General features: G+C 61.0%; 25 protein-coding genes. 8 read left to right on the forward strand and 17 right to left on the reverse strand.

Annotated elements, in window-relative coordinates:
• Nucleotides 1-13: 13 nt before the first annotated feature.
• Both FXN65_RS10525 and FXN65_RS10530 read right to left on the reverse strand, forming a co-directional pair.
• Complete coding sequence (locus tag FXN65_RS10525; RefSeq protein WP_151133143.1) at nt 14-1,195, reverse strand: MFS transporter; 1,182 nt, start codon at nt 1,193-1,195, stop codon at nt 14-16.
• 100 nt (nt 1,196-1,295) lie between these two features.
• Complete coding sequence (locus FXN65_RS10530; RefSeq protein WP_151133144.1) at nt 1,296-2,204, reverse strand: LysR substrate-binding domain-containing protein; 909 nt, start codon at nt 2,202-2,204, stop codon at nt 1,296-1,298.
• A gap of 151 nt (nt 2,205-2,355) precedes the next feature.
• Between FXN65_RS10530 and FXN65_RS10535 the strand changes: the two genes are divergently transcribed.
• A complete protein-coding gene (locus FXN65_RS10535) occupies nt 2,356-2,862 on the forward strand; it encodes a DUF1993 domain-containing protein (protein WP_151133145.1) in 507 nt (168 codons plus the stop codon).
• 213 nt (nt 2,863-3,075) lie between these two features.
• A complete protein-coding gene (locus FXN65_RS10540) occupies nt 3,076-3,684 on the forward strand; it encodes an FMN-dependent NADH-azoreductase (protein WP_151133146.1) in 609 nt (202 codons plus the stop codon).
• A gap of 187 nt (nt 3,685-3,871) precedes the next feature.
• Here FXN65_RS10540 and FXN65_RS10545 read toward each other — a convergent pair whose 3' ends face one another.
• The 10 genes from FXN65_RS10545 to FXN65_RS10590 all read right to left on the reverse strand — a co-directional run bounded on the left by FXN65_RS10545 (nt 3,872) and on the right by FXN65_RS10590 (nt 9,504).
• The gene (locus FXN65_RS10545; RefSeq protein WP_151133147.1) at nt 3,872-5,461 is read right to left on the reverse strand and encodes an ABC-F family ATPase; all 1,590 of its coding nucleotides are present in this window, start codon (nt 5,459-5,461) and stop codon (nt 3,872-3,874) included.
• A 20-nt stretch (nt 5,462-5,481) separates the two neighbouring features.
• Entirely contained in the window at nt 5,482-6,675 is a 1,194-nt protein-coding gene (locus tag FXN65_RS10550) for a tyrosine-type recombinase/integrase (protein WP_151133148.1), read from the reverse strand.
• A 211-nt stretch (nt 6,676-6,886) separates the two neighbouring features.
• Complete coding sequence (locus FXN65_RS10555; RefSeq protein WP_151133149.1) at nt 6,887-7,072, reverse strand: hypothetical protein; 186 nt, start codon at nt 7,070-7,072, stop codon at nt 6,887-6,889.
• A gap of 54 nt (nt 7,073-7,126) precedes the next feature.
• On the reverse strand, nt 7,127-7,357 hold the full coding sequence (locus tag FXN65_RS10560; protein WP_151133150.1) for a hypothetical protein: 231 nt from the start codon (nt 7,355-7,357) through the stop codon (nt 7,127-7,129).
• Nucleotides 7,354-7,653 carry a hypothetical protein gene (locus FXN65_RS10565; protein WP_151133151.1) on the reverse strand — a complete coding sequence of 100 codons (300 nt, stop codon included), beginning with the start codon at nt 7,651-7,653 and terminating at the stop codon, nt 7,354-7,356. Before FXN65_RS10565 ends, FXN65_RS10560 begins: the two co-directional genes overlap by 4 nt.
• The gene (locus FXN65_RS28175; RefSeq protein ID WP_151133152.1) at nt 7,646-8,209 is read right to left on the reverse strand and encodes a hypothetical protein; all 564 of its coding nucleotides are present in this window, start codon (nt 8,207-8,209) and stop codon (nt 7,646-7,648) included. Before FXN65_RS28175 ends, FXN65_RS10565 begins: the two co-directional genes overlap by 8 nt.
• The gene (locus FXN65_RS10575) at nt 8,206-8,403 is read right to left on the reverse strand and encodes a hypothetical protein (RefSeq protein ID WP_151133153.1); all 198 of its coding nucleotides are present in this window, start codon (nt 8,401-8,403) and stop codon (nt 8,206-8,208) included. The genes FXN65_RS28175 and FXN65_RS10575 overlap by 4 nt, the downstream gene beginning before the upstream one ends.
• Entirely contained in the window at nt 8,400-8,705 is a 306-nt protein-coding gene (locus FXN65_RS10580; RefSeq protein WP_151133154.1) for a hypothetical protein, read from the reverse strand. The genes FXN65_RS10575 and FXN65_RS10580 overlap by 4 nt, the downstream gene beginning before the upstream one ends.
• Nucleotides 8,702-9,037: a DUF4406 domain-containing protein gene (locus FXN65_RS10585; RefSeq protein WP_151133155.1), complete on the reverse strand. Its 336-nt coding sequence runs from the start codon at nt 9,035-9,037 to the stop codon at nt 8,702-8,704. Before FXN65_RS10585 ends, FXN65_RS10580 begins: the two co-directional genes overlap by 4 nt.
• Complete coding sequence (locus tag FXN65_RS10590; RefSeq protein WP_151133156.1) at nt 9,034-9,504, reverse strand: DUF551 domain-containing protein; 471 nt, start codon at nt 9,502-9,504, stop codon at nt 9,034-9,036. The genes FXN65_RS10585 and FXN65_RS10590 overlap by 4 nt, the downstream gene beginning before the upstream one ends.
• 197 nt (nt 9,505-9,701) lie before the next feature.
• Here FXN65_RS10590 and FXN65_RS10595 point away from each other — a divergent pair, with 197 nt between their 5' ends.
• Nucleotides 9,702-9,965, forward strand: coding sequence for a hypothetical protein (locus FXN65_RS10595; protein WP_151133157.1), 264 nt, complete (start codon nt 9,702-9,704; stop codon nt 9,963-9,965).
• 103 nt (nt 9,966-10,068) lie between these two features.
• Here the strand turns inward: FXN65_RS10595 and FXN65_RS10600 are convergent, their stop codons facing one another.
• Entirely contained in the window at nt 10,069-10,437 is a 369-nt protein-coding gene (locus tag FXN65_RS10600) for a hypothetical protein (protein WP_151133158.1), read from the reverse strand.
• Nucleotides 10,438-10,489: 52 nt separating this feature from the next.
• Between FXN65_RS10600 and FXN65_RS10605 the strand changes: the two genes are divergently transcribed.
• The gene (locus FXN65_RS10605; protein ID WP_151133159.1) at nt 10,490-11,251 is read left to right on the forward strand and encodes a hypothetical protein; all 762 of its coding nucleotides are present in this window, start codon (nt 10,490-10,492) and stop codon (nt 11,249-11,251) included.
• Nucleotides 11,252-11,732: 481 nt separating this feature from the next.
• Nucleotides 11,733-11,981, forward strand: a complete 249-nt coding sequence (locus tag FXN65_RS10610) for a hypothetical protein (protein WP_151133160.1) — start codon at nt 11,733-11,735, stop codon at nt 11,979-11,981.
• Between the two features lie 17 nt (nt 11,982-11,998).
• Here the strand turns inward: FXN65_RS10610 and FXN65_RS10615 are convergent, their stop codons facing one another.
• A complete protein-coding gene (locus FXN65_RS10615) occupies nt 11,999-12,922 on the reverse strand; it encodes a DNA cytosine methyltransferase (RefSeq protein WP_151133161.1) in 924 nt (307 codons plus the stop codon).
• Nucleotides 12,923-13,034: 112 nt separating this feature from the next.
• Between FXN65_RS10615 and FXN65_RS10620 the strand changes: the two genes are divergently transcribed.
• On the forward strand, nt 13,035-13,382 hold the full coding sequence (locus FXN65_RS10620) for a hypothetical protein (protein ID WP_151133162.1): 348 nt from the start codon (nt 13,035-13,037) through the stop codon (nt 13,380-13,382).
• Between the two features lie 46 nt (nt 13,383-13,428).
• Here the strand turns inward: FXN65_RS10620 and FXN65_RS10625 are convergent, their stop codons facing one another.
• On the reverse strand, nt 13,429-14,307 hold the full coding sequence (locus FXN65_RS10625) for an adenine nucleotide alpha hydrolase family protein (protein WP_151133163.1): 879 nt from the start codon (nt 14,305-14,307) through the stop codon (nt 13,429-13,431).
• 285 nt (nt 14,308-14,592) lie between these two features.
• On the opposite strand from FXN65_RS10625, the gene FXN65_RS10630 reads away from it, so the two are divergent.
• Together FXN65_RS10630 and FXN65_RS10635 are read left to right on the forward strand one after the other, a co-directional pair.
• On the forward strand, nt 14,593-15,090 hold the full coding sequence (locus FXN65_RS10630) for a hypothetical protein (protein ID WP_151133164.1): 498 nt from the start codon (nt 14,593-14,595) through the stop codon (nt 15,088-15,090).
• Nucleotides 15,091-15,204: 114 nt separating this feature from the next.
• Entirely contained in the window at nt 15,205-15,894 is a 690-nt protein-coding gene (locus tag FXN65_RS10635; RefSeq protein WP_151133165.1) for a hypothetical protein, read from the forward strand.
• Nucleotides 15,895-15,917: 23 nt separating this feature from the next.
• On the opposite strand, the gene FXN65_RS10640 is transcribed toward FXN65_RS10635, so the two are convergent.
• Together FXN65_RS10640 and FXN65_RS10645 are read right to left on the reverse strand one after the other, a co-directional pair.
• Complete coding sequence (locus FXN65_RS10640; RefSeq protein WP_151133166.1) at nt 15,918-16,133, reverse strand: LexA family protein; 216 nt, start codon at nt 16,131-16,133, stop codon at nt 15,918-15,920.
• Nucleotides 16,121-16,453 carry a hypothetical protein gene (locus FXN65_RS10645; protein WP_178119298.1) on the reverse strand — a complete coding sequence of 111 codons (333 nt, stop codon included), beginning with the start codon at nt 16,451-16,453 and terminating at the stop codon, nt 16,121-16,123. The genes FXN65_RS10640 and FXN65_RS10645 overlap by 13 nt, the downstream gene beginning before the upstream one ends.

A 16,453-nucleotide genomic window follows, 5' to 3' on the forward strand; every position in this document is an offset into this window, starting at 1 on the left:
GGTTCCTGTTCCGTCAGGTTCGGGTTTCGCCGCGCAGCAGCCACAGGCTGAGCAGCATGCCGGTCAGCGCCATCAGGGCGGCGACCAGGAAGATGGCGGCAAAGCCTGTTTCACCGGCGATGGCGCCCATCAATGGCCCGGCGATGCCCAGGGCCAGGTCGAAGAATACCGCGTAGGCGCCCAGCGCCGAACTGCGGCTGGCGGCCGGAATACGCGTGACCGCTTCGACGCCCAGGGCAGGGTAGACCAGCGACAGGCCGAAACCGGTCAGGGCCGCGCCGGCCAGGGCCAGCCAGGGTGAGGTAGCGGCCCACAGCAGGAACAGGCCGAGGCTCTCCACGGCCAGACAGACGATGGCCACCCGATAGCCGCCCAGGTGCTTGATGGTGCCCACGAACAGCAGCCGCGCACCGATGAAGGCGCAGCCGAACGCGGTGAGGCAGTAGGCGGCGCCTTCCCAACCGACGCTGGCGTAATAGAGTGTGATGAAGGTGGCCAGGGCGCCGAAGCCGATGGAGCCCAGGGCCAGCGCGGTGCCATTGGGGGCGATGCGCAGGAATACGTTGCTGAAGGGCAATCGCTCGCCCTGGACGATGGGCGAGGGGCGCTTCGGCCAGGCCAGCAGGAGGGCGATGGCGCAGAGCAGGGCGATCAGCCCGCCGATGCTCCACAGGCCCAGCGAGTCCACCATCACCACGCCCAGGGGGGCGCCGATGGCCACGGCGCCGTAGGAGGCGATGCCATTGAACGAGATGACCCGCGCCATGTTCTCCGCGCCCACCAGGCCCACGCCCCAGCTGATGGAGCCGGTGCCCACCAGCCCCTGGCCGATGCCCAGCAGCACGCGCCCGCCCAGTAGCAGCAACAGGCTGGTCATTGGGAATTGCGCGAGGGAGGTGGAAAGGAAGGTCAACACCCCGGAGAGGCCGCAGCAGGCCATGCCGTACATTACCGCGCGCTTGGCGCCCAAGCGGTCGGCCAGGCTTCCGGACATGGGGCGGGAGAGGAGGGTGGCAAGGTATTGGGCACTGATGACGATCCCCGCCATCACCGAGCCATAGCCCATGTCGTCGTGCACGTAGCCGGGGAGCACCGCGATGGGCAGGCCAACGCAGAAGAAGCTGATGAAGGTGAAAAAGACGACGGTGATGATCTGCAGGGTATTGGAGGACGCGGACAGCCGTGGCGTGCTCATGGCAGAACCTGGAAGCGGGAAGGTGGGCGGGGGTGCCGCCCATCATCCCTGACTCCCTGCGGCAAAGGAAGCTGGCTAATGGTTGTCTTGCTCGCCAACGTCAGATGATCGGCATCCCGGGATGGGACAAGGCTTGCGTCAGGTGCTCGATCCAGGCACGTACCGCCGGCAGCATGCCGCGCCTGTGGGTATAGACCGCCTGCAGGTGGCCGCCGGGCAGGCTCCATTGCGGCAACAGGCGTACGAGGGTGCCGTCGCGCAGCTCGGATTCGCAATTCATCTGCGGCAGCATGCTGAAGCCCAGGCCCGCCAGCGCCGCCTGCTTGCGCACGTCGAAATCCTCGATGCCCAGGCGGGCCTCCAGCACCACCTCGCGGCGATTGCCCTGGCCGTCCCGCAGGTAATGGTGGATGCGCCGGTCCGCTTCCAGCCCGCCCAGTGCCGGCAGCTGCTGGAGGTCGTCCGGGGTTTCGATGCGCTTGCCTTCGAGCAGGCTGGGGGCGGCCACCAGGAAGGCCTGGGCCGGACTCAATACGCGGGCGATCAGGGTCGGGTCTTCGTCGCCTTGCTCGCGCACCCGCAGGGCCACGTCCACGCCTTCTTCGCGCAGGTCGACGCGACGGTTGGTGAGCACCATGTCCAGTTGTACCAGCGGGTATTGCTGGAGGAAGTCGATGATCACCTGTTTCAGCACCTGATGCGCCAATTCGACCGGGCAGGACACCCGCAACCGGCCCCTGGGCTCGACGGTGAGGCTGGCCACCACTTCTTCGGCCTGTTCGGCCTCCAGCAGCATGGCCTGGCAATGGCGCAGGAAGCGCTCTCCGACGTCGGTCAGCGCCAGTTTGCGGGTGGTTCGTTGCAGCAGGCGTGCCCCGAGGCGGCCTTCCAGTTCGGCGATGCGTCGCGACAGGCGCGACTTCGGCACGCCGAGCAGGCGGGCCGCCGCCGAGAAGCCGCCGTGCTCCACCACCTTGGCGAAGTAGAAGAGATCGTTGAGGTCTTGCATGGATTTGTCCTGCAGTTGGGACGAACTATTGCTTCGAGGGACTTTACCGCGTCATTGCCTTGTCTGGCGGGACTTTTCAAGCACATTGCCGGGCGGTCGGCCAAGCGCTATATCTCTTGCTCTTCCACTCACCTGAAACGGAGCGATCACCATGTCCTTGTCCATGTACGAGGTGTCCATCCCGGTCCTGGCGCGCATGCTCGGCAATCTTTCCAACCTGCTGAAAAAGGGCGAAGCCAACGCCCAGGCGCGCAGCATCGACCCCAAGGTGTACATCGATTCGCGCCTGGCGCCTGACATGTATCCCCTTGCCCGCCAGGTCCAGATCGCCAGCGACATGGCCAAAGGTTGCGCGGCCCGTCTGGCCGGCGTCGAGGTGCCGAGCTGGGAGGACACCGAGAGCACGTTCGACGAACTGCAGGCGCGTATCGCCAAGACCCTGGATTTCATCAAGGGCATCGATGCCGCCAAGCTGGAAGGCAGTGAAACCCGCACCGTCGTGCTGAAGATGCGCAGCGGAGAACTCAGCTTCAGCGGTCGCGACTACCTGCTCGGTTTCGCCATGCCGAACTTCTATTTCCATGTCACCGCGGCCTACGCCATCCTCCGCTACAACGGTGTCGACGTGGGCAAGATGGATTACCTGGGCGGGGTCTGACGCTTAGGGGGCGCGGTTATTGATCCACCATTGGGGCTTCATCACAGCCTCCAATGGTGGATCGGTGGAACGTGATCCACCTTTGTTATTTTTTGTCCCATGGATGAGACGCTGAATCACGAAATCACCGTCTAATCAGCCTTTATCGACATGGATAGGATTACCCCCAATCCGATCGGCCGTCGCCGGTCGCCCAACTGAGGGTAACCAACCATGAAACTCCTGCACCTCGACTCCAGCATCCTCGGCGACGCCTCCGCCTCCCGCGAACTGAGCCGCGACGTGGTCGCCGCCTGGAAAGCTGCCGAGCCGGCCGCCCAGGTCACCTACCGCGACCTGGCAAGCGATGCCATCAGCCACCTGTCCGCCCTGAGCCTGGTTGCTGGCGGTACTCCCGCCGACCTGCGCGACGCCGCCCAGAAGCACGAAGCCGAACTGGGTGAAAGCACCCTGAATGAGTTCCTCGCCGCCGATGCGGTGGTCATCGGTGCGCCGATGTACAACTTCAGCGTCCCGAGCCAGTTGAAGGCCTGGATCGACCGCATCGCCGTCGCCGGCAAGACCTTCCGCTACACCGAGAACGGCCCGGAAGGCCTGGCCGGTGGCAAGAAGGTGGTGATCGTCAACACCGCAGGCGGTATCCACTCCGGCCAGGTGACCGGCCAGGCCCATGAGGACTACCTGAAGCTGGTGCTGAACTTCCTCGGCGTGACCGACATCGAAGTCGTCCGCGCCGAAGGCCTGGCCTATGGCGAAGAGCCTCGCGCCAACGCCATCAGCGCCGCCAAGCAGCAGATTGGCGAACTGTTCGCCACTGCCTGATTCGGTTCGCCGGAAAACACAAAGCCCCGCAATTGCGGGGCTTTGTGTTTTGGGTGCGCTGCTGATTTTCCTGTGGGAGCGAATTTATTCGCGAAAGGGCCGCGTGGCAGCCCCAACGAATCCAAAGGGCAGACCTGCGGTCTGCATCGCGAATGAATCCGCTCCCACAATCAGGCGCAGATCGTCCTTAGACAACCACACCCTGGCTACGCAGGTAATCGTCATAGGTGCCGCTGAAGTCGGTCACGCCGTTCTCGTTCAGCTCGATGATGCGGGTGGCCAGGGAGCCGACGAACTCGCGGTCGTGGCTGACGAAGATCAGGGTGCCCGGGTAGTTCTCCAGCGCGAGGTTCAGCGCCTCGATGGATTCCATGTCCAGGTGGTTGGTGGGTTCGTCCATCACCAGCACGTTGGGCTTCTTCAGGATCAGCTTGCCGAACAGCATGCGGCCCTGTTCGCCACCGGAAATCACCTTCACCGACTTCTTGATCTCGTCGTTGGAGAACAGCATCCGGCCGAGGGTGCCGCGTACCACTTGTTCGCCACCCTGGGTCCACTGGGCCATCCAGTCGAACAGGGTCACGTCGTCTTCGAAGTCTTCGGCGTGATCCTGCGCGAAGTAGCCGACATCGGCGCTCTCGGTCCACTTCACGTCACCGCCCATGGGCGCCATCTCGCCGACCAGGGTGCGCAGCAGGGTGGTCTTGCCGATACCGTTCGGGCCGATGATGGCGACACGCTCGCCGGCTTCGATCTGCATCGACAGGTTCTTGAACAGCGCGGTGCCGTCGAAGCCCTGGCTGACCTTCTCCAGGGTCACCGCCTGGCGGTGCAGCTTCTTGTACTGCTCGAAGCGGATGAACGGGCTCACGCGGCTGGACGGCTTGACCTCTTCCAACTGGATCTTGTCGATCTGGCGCGCGCGGCTGGTGGCCTGCTTGGCCTTGGAGGCGTTGGCCGAGAAGCGGCTGACGAACTGTTGCAGCTCGGCGATCTGCGCCTTCTTCTTGGCGTTGTCCGAAAGCAGGCGCTCGCGGGCCTGTTCGGCCGCAGTCATGTACTCGTCGTAGTTGCCCGGGAACAGGCGCAGCTCGCCGTAGTCCAGGTCCGCCATGTGGGTGCAGACGCTGTTCAGGAAGTGGCGGTCGTGGGAAATGATGATCATGGTGGAGTTACGCGCCGTGAGCACGCCTTCCAGCCAGCGGATGGTGTTGATGTCCAGGTGGTTGGTCGGTTCGTCCAGCAGCAGTACGTCCGGATCGGAGAACAGCGCCTGGGCCAGCAGAACGCGGAGCTTCCAGCCAGGTGCCACGGCGCTCATCGGGCCGAAGTGCTGGTCCAGCGGAATGCCCACGCCCAGCAGCAGCTCGCCAGCGCGGGATTCGGCGGTGTAGCCGTCCATTTCGGCGAAATGAACTTCCAGTTCGGCCACGGCCATGCCGTCGTCTTCGCTCATTTCCGGCAGCGAGTAGATGCGGTCACGCTCGGCCTTCACCTTCCACAGCTCTTCGTGGCCCATGATCACGGTGTCGATCACGCTGAAGTCTTCGTAGGCGAACTGGTCCTGGCGCAGCTTGCCGAGACGCACGTTCGGCTCGAGCATCACCTGGCCGCCGGACGGCTCGAGTTCACCGCCAAGGATCTTCATGAAGGTCGACTTGCCGCAGCCATTGGCACCGATCAGACCGTAGCGGTTGCCGTTGCCGAACTTGACGGAAACGTTCTCGAACAGCGGCTTGGGGCCGAACTGCATGGTGATGTTGGCGGTAGAGATCAAGGGGTTTACCTATCAATAACTTACGAAGTGGCGCCTTCGGCTGATACCGATTTGATACCGATATTCAACTTTTCAAGCTCGCTCCAGTCGGAGCAGGAGTTGATCCAGCGGGCATACGTCGACAGCAACATTTGGACGCTATGACCAAGCTGCTGGGAGATGAAGGCGGGGTTCATGCCGGACATTAAGCAGATTGTCGCATAGGTGTGACGGCAATTGTATGGCGGCCGGTATCTGATCCCGAGATCGCGAAGGGTAGGGCGCCACTGGTGATGGACGTTGGACGTCTCTCGGACGTGCTCCCGGTTCTTCGAAGGCGGGAATACGAAAGGCGTTTCCTTGACCTTCCCGACTCCGTTTTTCCGACGCTCGGCGTATTCCTTGGCGAACTGCAGAGCGTGCAGGGCGCGTTCATTGAGCAGGACGAAGCGGTCATTGCCCGTCTTGGTCCGCTCCACCACCTTGCCCAGGGCGACGGTTCGGCAGACGTGCACCTGGCGCTTGTCGATGTCCACCGACTCCCAGCGCAGGGCCAGCGCCTCGGAAATCCGCAGTCCGGTGAAGAACAGGAATTCGAACAGCGCCGCGTAGATGCGGCTTGGCCAATGCGCTGTCTCGTACAGCTTCTCAATGATCCGGTTCGCCTCCTCCAAGGTGAACGGATCAATCTCCTTCCGCGCCCGCCGCGGTAGCTCCAGCGGCTCTGCTGGGTTCTTCTCAATCAAACCATCCGCGACAGCGGCTTTCAGGATCGTCGAGATCCGAACGATGGCGTTGCGTTTCACGCCCGGCGAGGTCCATTCCGTACCCGAGAGGATGCGGCGCAGCGCTGTCGTGGTGATCAGGTCGATCCGTGTCAGCGCCAGGTGCGGCATCCAGTACAGGTTCAGGCAGCTCTTGTAGTTCTGGTAGGTGCCCGGGGTGATCTCGCGGCTGTCCAGCCAGAGCTGGGCATAGTCGTTGAAGCGATGGCCACCGCCCACGGCACCGCCGGACCAGGGGAACAGCTCGGCGTACTTGGCGTCATCCAGCAGGCCGAGCTTGATCAGGCCGACTACCTGATCCCTAAGCTGGGATGCAGCCTTGATCCCCTTTTGCGTGGTGGGATACGGGAGCGTTTCGCAGCAGCGTCGTCCGTGCCAGGTGAAGCGAATGCGGAGGGAGTTGCGGAAGAGTTCCACCCCGGTGGGCATACCCACTGACTTTCCAGCCATTCGTCATATCTCCGTTTGCTGTAGATGATCTGGCGGCCGTTCTTGATCCAGACGCCTTCCGGGATTTGCTTGCGGGCGCGGCGCGCCTGGAGGGAGCGGACTGTGGTGCCGAGCAGCTCAGCCATCTGCTTCTCGGAGACCTTGTCCAGGCCCTCGGTATTTTCTGCTGCGGACATGGGGAGTTACCTCGCTGGTCAGCGCTGGGGCTGGGCTACCAATTGGGATGATTACGGGTCTTTCTGGCTGCCCACACGATGACCATGGGCGCGGTGATAGGCCAAGCCAGCGCCGCAAGCGCTGCGCCGGCCGGATTGAACTTGCGTCCTTGGGTGACGCAGAAGGCCGCGTCGACGCTCATGTCGATCAGTGCGATCGACAGGTAGAAGGCAATGAGCATGGCAATACCTCTCCGCCGACTCTCGCCGGCAGCTGGTGGGGTAGGTGGGGAAGGTCAGGCCAGCAGGTCGGGGGCGGGTCTCTTGGCTCGCCGCAGTGGCAGGTTGTGCTGGCGGAAGAAGTCGCGGCGCGCCTCGAGCCAGGCCTTGTAGGCCCAGCCGGATCGGCTGCTGAACGGGTAAGAGTCGTCGATGACTTTGGCGATGGCTTCCGGCTCAAGGCCGGAGGCGTTGGCATCCCTGTGCTGGGCGAGCATGTGCCGCCAGCTGGTGGCGTACCAGCTCATGAACCCGCCTCCTTCCCTTGCTGGGCAAGGATGGCGCGGAGTTCTCTGACTGCGGCGTTTCGTTCGATGTTGCGTCGAACGGTCTCTTCCAGTGGAAGAAACATGCAGTCTTGTAGCGCTCGCTCCAGCACCTCCCTTGGCACCATCACGCAACCCTCAGGGATGGCGTCACGCTGGGCGGTGACCCGTGCGAGTTCCTGCTCCACCTTCTCGTGATCCTCTTCCAGTACAACGGTCTCCCGCTTGCTGTACTGCATGAAATCGACCATGGCGCTGTGGCGTTGGGCTCTATCCATGGGAGGACTCCTTGCTTTCGGCGCGGTCACGGCGCTCGATCTCGGCCAGGATCAGCGCCCCAGCCTTGACCAGCATCCGCCGGGAGCCACCTTTGGTGCTCGGCCCCGTGCGACCTTCGCCACACCCCTTGCCTGGCCAGGGGAATCGCTCTATCCCGAAGACAACATGCGGCGCTTCTCCGCACGCGCAGAGGGCATAGCAGGCCGCCGCAATGCCTAGGTCGCTCGGGTACTTGTGCTCGTCGTCGTGCTCCGGCGTCCAGCCTTCGGCCTCGATCTGCCGGAGTCGCTCGGCCAGAACATCGCGGGCGGCTGACTGCGGAACCGCGGGAAGCACAAGAGCCGGGGCTGGGCCTTGGTGGCTTTCCGAGGTGTGGCAGTGCTGCCTGCCGCAGTCGTGGGCGTAGGGGTCGCCACAGAACCCGGCTGCATCGTAGGAGCGAACCGCAGCAATTAACTCCTCTGCATGCTTCCGGGTCACCAGGTCGCTGATCAGATGGTTGTCCAGTGCCCACTGAAGTCCAGCTAGGTGTCGCGTCTCAAGTTGTTGGTTCACGACTGCTGCTCCTTCCGCTCATAGGCGGCGGTGAACTCGGAAATTTCGGTGCTCAGGTCCTGGGCCAGGACGCTGGAGTGGTTGAGATGGTTCTTGGCGCGCTTGAGCAGGGCGATGGCCTGGGCCAGGGGATGGTCTGTCAGCAGGGCGTCGGTCTTCTGCTGGAAGGCGGAGGGCTGCATGCTGGTGGTCATGGCATCGATCTCCCAATCTCTGCAGCAGCCTCGACGATGGCGCGCCTGAAGCACGGCTGCTCGACGCTGACCTTGCCGAGTCGTGTCATGTCCAAGTCGCCAGCACCCCACACGGATCCATTCTCGAAGTCGACGGAGAATTGCAGGGCGGCGGCCAAGCGGAACGCGTCGCCGGCATCGTCGAGAGGTTCCCATTGCTCATAATCAATTCCGCCATCAAGCGATATGCAGCCCGTTCCGCTGTCATAGATTCCGTTGATGGCCTTCGCCGCCAGCTCCAGTAGTTCGCGGTCGGTGCTCATGCTGGCAGCCCTCCTGCGGTAGCCAGTGCCCGGCGCCCGATGTCGGCGGCCATCACCCGGACAATGCCCAGGTGACAGGCAATGTGGTGCTCGAGCATGGCGCCCTTGGATTCGTGCCAGCCCGGCAGCAGCGCGACGGTGTCGCAGGTGATCAGTTGGGCGATGGCCAGGCGGAGGTAACCAGACCAGGTCGTGTCGGCCGGCGCTTCGTTCTCCGCAGGGTTCTCGACATGGAAGCCAAGCTCACGGAGGCGGGCGGCTTCGGCATGGAATGCCGGGTAGTTGAACTCCGGCAGGCCGGTCATGGGGCCGGCAAGGTAGATGCGCTTCATGCCTGCACCTCCGGCGCTGCCGGCAGCGGCATCCAGTGGGTGACCTCATCTCCCGAGCCAGCCTCAATCAGAGGTGAGTACCAGCCGTCGTAATCCGAGTGCTCCTTCACGTCATGCCAGCCTGTGGTTATCAGGCATCCATCTTCATCGGCGTCCGGGTGGAAATCGCTGTGGAGTGGGAATTTGTTTAGGTAGCGGGCGGAGAAGACGTAGGACTGGCCGTTGCTTGCCCGCCGCACGCACACGATGAGCTCGTGCTCATCACCTTCTGGTACCTCCGGCAGGCGATCGCTCACCGGTACCCACTGCGGTTCCTGCTGTCCGCGGGCGCGGCCCATGGCGTAGGCCTTGTCCTGGAACTCCATCAAGCGGTCGTTACCGGTGCCGAAGATGATGTCGATGTAGCTGGTGTGCAGGGCTTCGACCGCGGCCAGGTCGGCCGGGTGGTTCTGGTTTTCTGCGGACATGAGTTGGCCCTCCCTGGCGTTGATTCGCCAAGCTGAGTAGGTAGGGGATGGATCAGGACTTGGGTGAAACGGGGGAGCAGTTCAGGCAGCCACAGGGCATGGGCTTGCCGGTGTGGCGACAGAAGATAGGTCGGGTCATGGGTGGCTACGGTTTTCGGGGCTAAGCTGTTCCGAGGCTCACGGCAAAGGACTGCGTGATGAACAAGGCTCAGCAGGTGTTTGTTGAAAGCTCGCTAGGGATGGCCCTGCTGCTGGTCAGCATTGGGTGGGCCGTCTTGTTGGCGTGGCAGATAGGGGCGCCCTTCCTGCCTGATGGCCACTCCTTCGTTAGATTCGTCGAAGGCATTCTTACCTTGGATCGCGCTGCGCTTTTGGTGACAGCGAAGGGGTTCTTTGTGCTCCTCTGGATTTGGCTATGCGTGTATGTCCGGCTGGGGATGAAGAGGGAGTCAATGCACTAGTCGCCCTTGGGAAAGTAGTTGGGCGTCAGCAATTCCCTCGCCAGATAGGCGGAAAAGAGTTTCCGAAAACGGGTAATAGGTTTCCGGGGAAGGGATGACAGGTTCAGGCGGCTGTCTTCTGACGCCGCGCGCCGCGGTGCTCCGGCTCGGGCTGGTACTGGGGCGGCCTGATCGTTGCTGCGATCAACTGCTTCCAGGTGGAGGCGTAGTTGGGCAGGCAGATGCCGAACTCCTTGGTGTCGTACTCCACCTCGCAGGCCAGCTTTTCGATCAGACTGAGCAGCGCAGCGATGTTCGAGCAGCCGCTGTTGTAGTAGCCAAGATGTTCAAGCACCCGGGCTTCGTCGTAGCGACCGGCGCTCTCCAGCTTCCAGCAGTAGCCTTTGTCGTCTGAGCGCCAGAGTGTGATTGCCTTGTGGCGTCGGTACGTGTGATTCAGGCTGATCACGATGAAGAGATTTTCTGCGGGCATAGGGGGGGCTCTGTGGAAATAGTTTTGTGTCGGCATATATGGGGGATAGATCGTGGAATATGAAAAGCGACTGGTTTGTTTTATAGATTTGCTTGGGTTTAAGTCGACAATTGAAAAAAGTGCCGATGATTCGAATTTTCGAGCGCGCCTGTACGAGGTTGTTGACGCTCTGGGTAAGGGGGAGATAGAGGAGTATATTTATGGATCAATTCCAATACTGGATAAGGATGGGCTAAAGCCGGCTCGGGAAAAATACAGTGCCGCAGAAATCAGAGAAAGATTCCATCCAATGGTCAGAATGGAGGTTACCCAGTTCTCTGACTCATTTGTCTTTTCTGTGCCAGCTGAAAATGATGCCGCTTGTGAGATGCTGGTAAAGGCTGCTTTTGCAGTTCATATGGTTTTCTTCCTTGAACTCGACCTCCTCATGAGAGGAGGGCTAACTGTAGGGAGCCTGGTTCACGTTAAAAATGGCCCTCTATTTGGGCCTGCCATGAATGAGGCCCATGCAATTGAAAGTTCTGAAGCTATTTATCCAAGGGTGGTTGTTTCTGAAGAGGCAAAGTCTCACTTGGATAAGGTTCTTTCTGGACTGGATCTAGAGGGAGCTATTAAAAAAGGGTTCGATGGTCGCTATTTTTTCGACTTGATTGATATTCTCACGTGGCCTGCTAATGCAATCAGAAGTAGAAGAGACTTGAGTGATCGTCTTTTCAGAATTGAAAAGGATATTCTGTCGACGGAGAAGCGAGCCCATTCAAAAATTGCCTACCTCCTCCACAGATGGTCGCAGGTAGAGCCGGAGTTTTCGTAGCTTTGCCTCAGGTTCTATGGCGCTAATCCTTCGCCGTAGTGGCACTATCGCAGGGAGTGGGGTAGGTTCGATGTATCGGCGTGGTGCCGAAGGTGGACGTTATGAGCCCTTGCACCGATTGCAGGACCCTTATTGATGGGAATGGTCGATCAAGCCCACATGCAGGCCTTGTCCAGATAGGCCAGAGAAAAACTCAAGCCTTTGCCAGACCTAAGTGCATCTTCACAACCTATCGGTGTAGCGCTTGTGGGGCTTGTCTGGAGCACATGGACGATAGGGATGAGAAGGACTACCGCTGGTATTTAAAGGGCCCGAGCAACGCATGAGGCCTGTGTAGTTACACCACCCTGCAATGCCACGACTGCGCATAGGCCACCCCGTCGATGATCTCCGTTCCGGTGATCACCAGGGCGAGAGTGGCGCGCGGTCTCCTCGTCGACTAGGTTCGATTGGCGGTAGTGAGCCAATCAAGGAGAGCGACATGGTCGAGGCAGTTGATCGTGAGTGGGATCGAGAGTTTGAGCACAAAGGAATCAAGTACGAGATTGGCTTCAGCTGGAAGGACGGCAACGTACCTTCGGCGGCTTTAGTTAAAATTCCCGTGCAGCAAGGTGTGTCCGGCGCACATGCTCAGCACCTTTCTGCCAGTTGGAGTAGCGAGGCTGAAGCTTTGGATCAGGCCAAGGCATATGCAGCCAAGTACATCGACACTAAATTCCGCGCCGATTGATCCAGTCGCCGTGGTGTCTAGGCAGCCGCCAGTAATGCCTCGATCACCTTCTGCCCCGCCGCTGGCGGTACCGCATTGCCGGCCATGTGCACGGTGAGCCGGTGGCTGTCCGGACGTCGGGTGTCCTTCGGGAAGGACATGGCCGCAAGGCATTCGTCGGCGGTGAGCATTCGCATCCGGTCACCGTCCACCAGGGCCCAGCGGTCGCGGGTGGTGATGGTGCCGATCGGTCGGTCCAGGCTGCGGCCGGTAAGTCCGGATCCGGAGCCGTAGTAGGGCATCAGGAACCTGTCACCGTACTGGAGCCGTCCGTTGCGCACCCGCTCTAGGGTTGCAATGGCGCGCCCGGGCCGCTCGATCGGCGTCCAGGTCCCGGTGCTGAAGTCGATGAAGCTGGATGCCGGCACGTGCTGGTGCTGCTGCAGGCCGAGTATCAGCGGTGCCTGGCTTCGAGTCAGGACGATGAACAGGCGGACGCGGTGCTGCGGCACGCCGAGGTCCGCGCAGTCGACGATGTGCGGGCTGACCTGGTAGCCCAGCGCCCGGATGGCCATCTCCCAGGCTGGGTACAGTTCCCAGTTCACGAACTCCGGCGTGTTCTCGATCACCCCCGCCTCTGGTCGGTGGTACTCCAAGCATGAAACTGGCGCCCAGGCGGTGGATCGGGAGGCGTCGTGCTGCGGGTTGCCTGACTTCTTGCCGCGGGCCTTGCTGTGGCCCTGACAGCAGGGCGAGGCCAGCATCAGGTCGTGGGCCGGAACCTGCGACCAGTCAACCTGGTGCAGGTCCTGGCAGGCGTGCTCGGCGTCCGGGTGGTTCTGGCTGTGCCAGTGCACAGCATCCGGCCAGTGGTTGGCCGCCCAGATGACCTCCGCGCCAGCTTGGCGTGCAGCCCAAGAGAAGCCGCCGAACCCGGCGAACTGGTCGATCGCTTTGATCATGCTGCTGATTCCTTGTCGTGCGAGATGCGCCAATTCCAAGTCGTGGTGGCGCAATGACATAAAGTTGGATACGGTCTGACGTCGTAGCTTTTGGCGTGACTAAGGAGGGGGTATGAAGCTAGTCAGGATGCTGACTTCGTTGGCGTTGATCTCGGCATGTGGCGGAGCCTATGCGTTTGGTGAAATCAACCGACTTCCCGGCTCCCAAATACTCGCGGCGGGAGATATCGAGCAGGTCACCTGTCCGGTGGGCGGCAAGTACGACTGCTTGACGTGGCCAAACAACCTGTACGAACTCTCGATGCAGAACATCTGTTTCACCGCCGATGTCTCATGCGGCTATAGCTGCAAAGGTTTCATTGCGAAGAAAAACGGTGTCAACACGCTCTATGTGCTTGGAGGTTTATCAGGACTCGCAAGCTCAGACCTCCAAATGTTCAATTGCCCTAGCAAGTTCTAGGGTGTCGGTCGAAAGCCCTTGGAGTCGTTGAAGATGTCGAGCTGGGCTAGTCGCCGCAGAAGCAATCGATGTCCTCGGTGATGAGGCCTGCGCGCTCGAAGTCGAAGGATTCTTGAGTGGCCATGCGCTCGGCATACCAGCCCATGTGGGCGTATTTGGGGCGATCCTGGCGGAAGACCTGGCCGAAGCGCTCTTCCGTGCCGGACCACCAGAGCACCCGAGATGGGTCTTCGATGATGGCGCGGTAGAGCTTGTCCTCGCTCTTCTTCCAGCAGAGGTCGCAGTTGCCCAAATCGGAGTCGATACCGAGATCGAAGGGCTGCCTACTCCAAAACTCGGCAACATCAGCCTTCGTTATCCCTGCATCGTAGGGTGGGCACACGCTCTCCCAGCGAGCGTTACCTTTGGCGTTCGCCGCCATCATCCGGGCGTACCGTTTTGGCTCGTCACGCCGAATGCCCATCACGCTGTCCCACTCCTCGTACCCGAGCGAACGCATGTACTTCTCAGCCACCCGTATCTTCAGGTGGCCGGTGCAGAGGTTGTTCGAGAAGTTCGGCAGGATCGGCGGCTCTCCCTTTTCATTGCGCCGGTATTGAGCGAAGTACTCGAGCATCATTTCGAAGGGCTCGCCCTGGCGGGATGCAGTTTCGAAGTCGACCACCTTGAACCAGGGGGCGTCCTTGGGCTGTCCGTACACCCGGCAGTATTCGAGGTAGACGACTCCGATGCCCCAGCGCTTGTCCATCTCGTCGATGAAGATGAGCGTTTCCTCACGCTCCTTGCCGGTGTTTTCAAAGGTGACGATGACGTCCGGCGGAAGCTTGCCGTCATGCGCATCGAGGATATTGCGCATCATTTGCCCGGATGTGCGGCCGCCGCTGAGTCCGATCTGAGCCGGACCAGTGATGCGATAGGGGTTCATGCTTTCTCCAGGTCGAGCGATGCCGTGCCGCTGGGATACACTCCGCGGACGGTTGATCTGCATAGGGATGGTGGTGATGCGAATGGATGCGCAGCGGAGACAGAAAGGGCTCCGCATGGCGGCATGGTGTTTCGTGGCAGCGAGCGTCTTCCAGGTGCTGGCGCTGCTCACCGGGCAAAGCGATTTCGTGAGTCTGGTTTTCTTGGAACTTGGTGCTGCAGCGTTGCTCTTCTACCGATTACGGCGGACCCCATCCGACTCGTCTAATGCTCGAGGAGGGTCGTGATGTGGTTCGTGAAGGTGTTTCTGCTGCTGTTTCTACTGGCCCCGCAAGCGAAAGCCGACTGGTTTTCCACCTTGGTGGGGTACAGCTGCGATACCGCCAACGACCAGCTCATCGTCTACTACAAGGGGGCGTACAACGAAGCTGGCGAGGCGATGCTCAAGCAGAAGGGCGAAAACGAATGGGATCCTTGGTTGCTCATAGAGACGGACAAGGATGGTGAAGTAATCCGTTCGACAAAGACCATTGAGCGCACATGTGCACTCACGCATGGCAACTACGAAATTCGTCTAGGACCATCGCCCGGTAACAGCAAGGTTACCGGTCTGTGCGGTGCCCACATGGGGGCCTGGGTAGAGGTAGTGAGAGGCACTCATCTTGTAGTTCCAAGGCGGGGGATGAGCACAGACTGCAACCAGTCAGAGCCAGTGACAACGAAGATCACAATCTCCCCCGAGCTGGCAATCACTACCATCCCAGCAAGCAGGTTCTACCAATAGCGCCTCGGCCGATGGTGCGGCTGGCGGGTGGGATGGGAGTCATTCACTTGAATGAAGGCGAAAGGCGATGGAGTCGCTAGAATTCGGGCGATGATCCGGGGAGGGATCCGACTCATGGACCGAATTCAGAAGGCCCTGGTGGGCTGTGCTTTGGGGCTGATTGGCATGGCTGTTCAAGCCGAGCCAATGTGTGATTGCAGCAAGATCGTTGGCAGATGCGCTGCTTCTATCAAGATGAAATCGCTGACGGGGGCTGCTCCGTCGTACTCGGCCAACTTCTCGATTACTTCGACCACTGCGACGTGCTCGAAAGTCTCCTACTACATCGACGGCACGCCGTACTTCAACGTCCTGGCAAACACCAATACGGTGGAAGACAGCGCCTTCGGTACGTCGCCGATCTCGATGAAGAATTTCTCGGACGTGAAATGCGAGGTGTGCGCGGTAGCCGGCCAGCCAAGTGCTGCGCCCGTTAAGCAACCGCCAGCAGCGCCCGCCATTGATCCGAGCGTTGCTAGGTTCGTCGGGAGTTGGAGTGGAACGCTTAGGTGGACCCTTGCGACCGATCCCGTGACCATAACCGTGTTGTCGAGTGGCGGTCGATTAACTGGGTCATATGCTGGGAAGAGCGGCAGTACCCCGTTCACAAGTGCCCGGATCAGCGGCAATACACTCACTTTCAGCTTCATCGGTGTGGATGGTGGCACCTACACCTATGATATGGACCTGCAAGGTGAGCGATCGGCGAAGGTCTCAGGTCGCGGACTTATCAGCTTTACCGGTGTAGTAAGCAAGGCTCAGTGAGTCGCCCTCGGCAGTGGGGTGGATCAGGCAGCCGGGCGGATGCTTCTGCTGGCGCCGGCGGTGCGAGTGATCAGGCCCTTGCGATCGAGGGCGTTGATGCGGTCCTGAACAGCGTTCTCGTTGACGCGGGCGAGCTTGGCCAACTCAGCCACGGTGGGTGAGTAGCCTTTCTCTGCGATGAAGTCTCGGATGTGCTGCAGGGATTCTTCCTGCTTGGGGGAGGGTTTCAGCCGGGCCATTCGTCCTCCGCTTCCTTCTCATCTTCGCGTCGCGCCTGGCGAATGCCGAGGGCGTGAAGTTGCCGCGCCACGTTTTTGCTCGGCGTGTATTCGTGGCGCGGAATGGCGAGTGCTGGCGCTGAACCCTCCGGGCCCAGGGCGTGGGCATTCATGATCAGGAGTTGGATGGCCTCGGCCTGCTCCTCGATGCCGTGCCATTCCATCAGGTCGGCCAGCTTCTGGTGGATGCCTGGCCGCACCCGGTGGCGGAGCTCCTTCTCGTCGAACTCCTTGCGCTTCGCCGCTGACTTGGCGGAGCGATCTTGCTGTGAGGCTGCCAT

Origin of the sequence: Pseudomonas lalkuanensis (assembly GCF_008807375.1) — a bacterium.
Lineage (GTDB): Bacteria > Pseudomonadota > Gammaproteobacteria > Pseudomonadales > Pseudomonadaceae > Metapseudomonas > Metapseudomonas lalkuanensis.

Coding starts and splice junctions, on each gene's coding strand:
- FXN65_RS10525 (WP_151133143.1), bottom strand. CDS start 1,195: ATGAGCACGCCACGGCTGTCCGCGTCCTCCAATACCCTGCAGATCATC.
- FXN65_RS10530 (WP_151133144.1), bottom strand. CDS start 2,204: ATGCAAGACCTCAACGATCTCTTCTACTTCGCCAAGGTGGTGGAGCAC.
- FXN65_RS10535 (WP_151133145.1), top strand. CDS start 2,356: ATGTCCTTGTCCATGTACGAGGTGTCCATCCCGGTCCTGGCGCGCATG.
- FXN65_RS10540 (WP_151133146.1), top strand. CDS start 3,076: ATGAAACTCCTGCACCTCGACTCCAGCATCCTCGGCGACGCCTCCGCC.
- FXN65_RS10550 (WP_151133148.1), bottom strand. CDS start 6,675: ATGGCTGGAAAGTCAGTGGGTATGCCCACCGGGGTGGAACTCTTCCGC.
- FXN65_RS10555 (WP_151133149.1), bottom strand. CDS start 7,072: ATGCTCATTGCCTTCTACCTGTCGATCGCACTGATCGACATGAGCGTC.
- FXN65_RS10560 (WP_151133150.1), bottom strand. CDS start 7,357: ATGAGCTGGTACGCCACCAGCTGGCGGCACATGCTCGCCCAGCACAGG.
- FXN65_RS10565 (WP_151133151.1), bottom strand. CDS start 7,653: ATGGATAGAGCCCAACGCCACAGCGCCATGGTCGATTTCATGCAGTAC.
- FXN65_RS10575 (WP_151133153.1), bottom strand. CDS start 8,403: ATGACCACCAGCATGCAGCCCTCCGCCTTCCAGCAGAAGACCGACGCC.
- FXN65_RS10580 (WP_151133154.1), bottom strand. CDS start 8,705: ATGAGCACCGACCGCGAACTACTGGAGCTGGCGGCGAAGGCCATCAAC.
- FXN65_RS10585 (WP_151133155.1), bottom strand. CDS start 9,037: ATGAAGCGCATCTACCTTGCCGGCCCCATGACCGGCCTGCCGGAGTTC.
- FXN65_RS10590 (WP_151133156.1), bottom strand. CDS start 9,504: ATGTCCGCAGAAAACCAGAACCACCCGGCCGACCTGGCCGCGGTCGAA.
- FXN65_RS10595 (WP_151133157.1), top strand. CDS start 9,702: ATGAACAAGGCTCAGCAGGTGTTTGTTGAAAGCTCGCTAGGGATGGCC.
- FXN65_RS10600 (WP_151133158.1), bottom strand. CDS start 10,437: ATGCCCGCAGAAAATCTCTTCATCGTGATCAGCCTGAATCACACGTAC.
- FXN65_RS10610 (WP_151133160.1), top strand. CDS start 11,733: ATGGTCGAGGCAGTTGATCGTGAGTGGGATCGAGAGTTTGAGCACAAA.
- FXN65_RS10615 (WP_151133161.1), bottom strand. CDS start 12,922: ATGATCAAAGCGATCGACCAGTTCGCCGGGTTCGGCGGCTTCTCTTGG.
- FXN65_RS10620 (WP_151133162.1), top strand. CDS start 13,035: ATGAAGCTAGTCAGGATGCTGACTTCGTTGGCGTTGATCTCGGCATGT.
- FXN65_RS10625 (WP_151133163.1), bottom strand. CDS start 14,307: ATGAACCCCTATCGCATCACTGGTCCGGCTCAGATCGGACTCAGCGGC.
- FXN65_RS10630 (WP_151133164.1), top strand. CDS start 14,593: ATGTGGTTCGTGAAGGTGTTTCTGCTGCTGTTTCTACTGGCCCCGCAA.
- FXN65_RS10635 (WP_151133165.1), top strand. CDS start 15,205: ATGGACCGAATTCAGAAGGCCCTGGTGGGCTGTGCTTTGGGGCTGATT.
- FXN65_RS10640 (WP_151133166.1), bottom strand. CDS start 16,133: ATGGCCCGGCTGAAACCCTCCCCCAAGCAGGAAGAATCCCTGCAGCAC.
- FXN65_RS10645 (WP_178119298.1), bottom strand. CDS start 16,453: ATGGCAGCCTCACAGCAAGATCGCTCCGCCAAGTCAGCGGCGAAGCGC.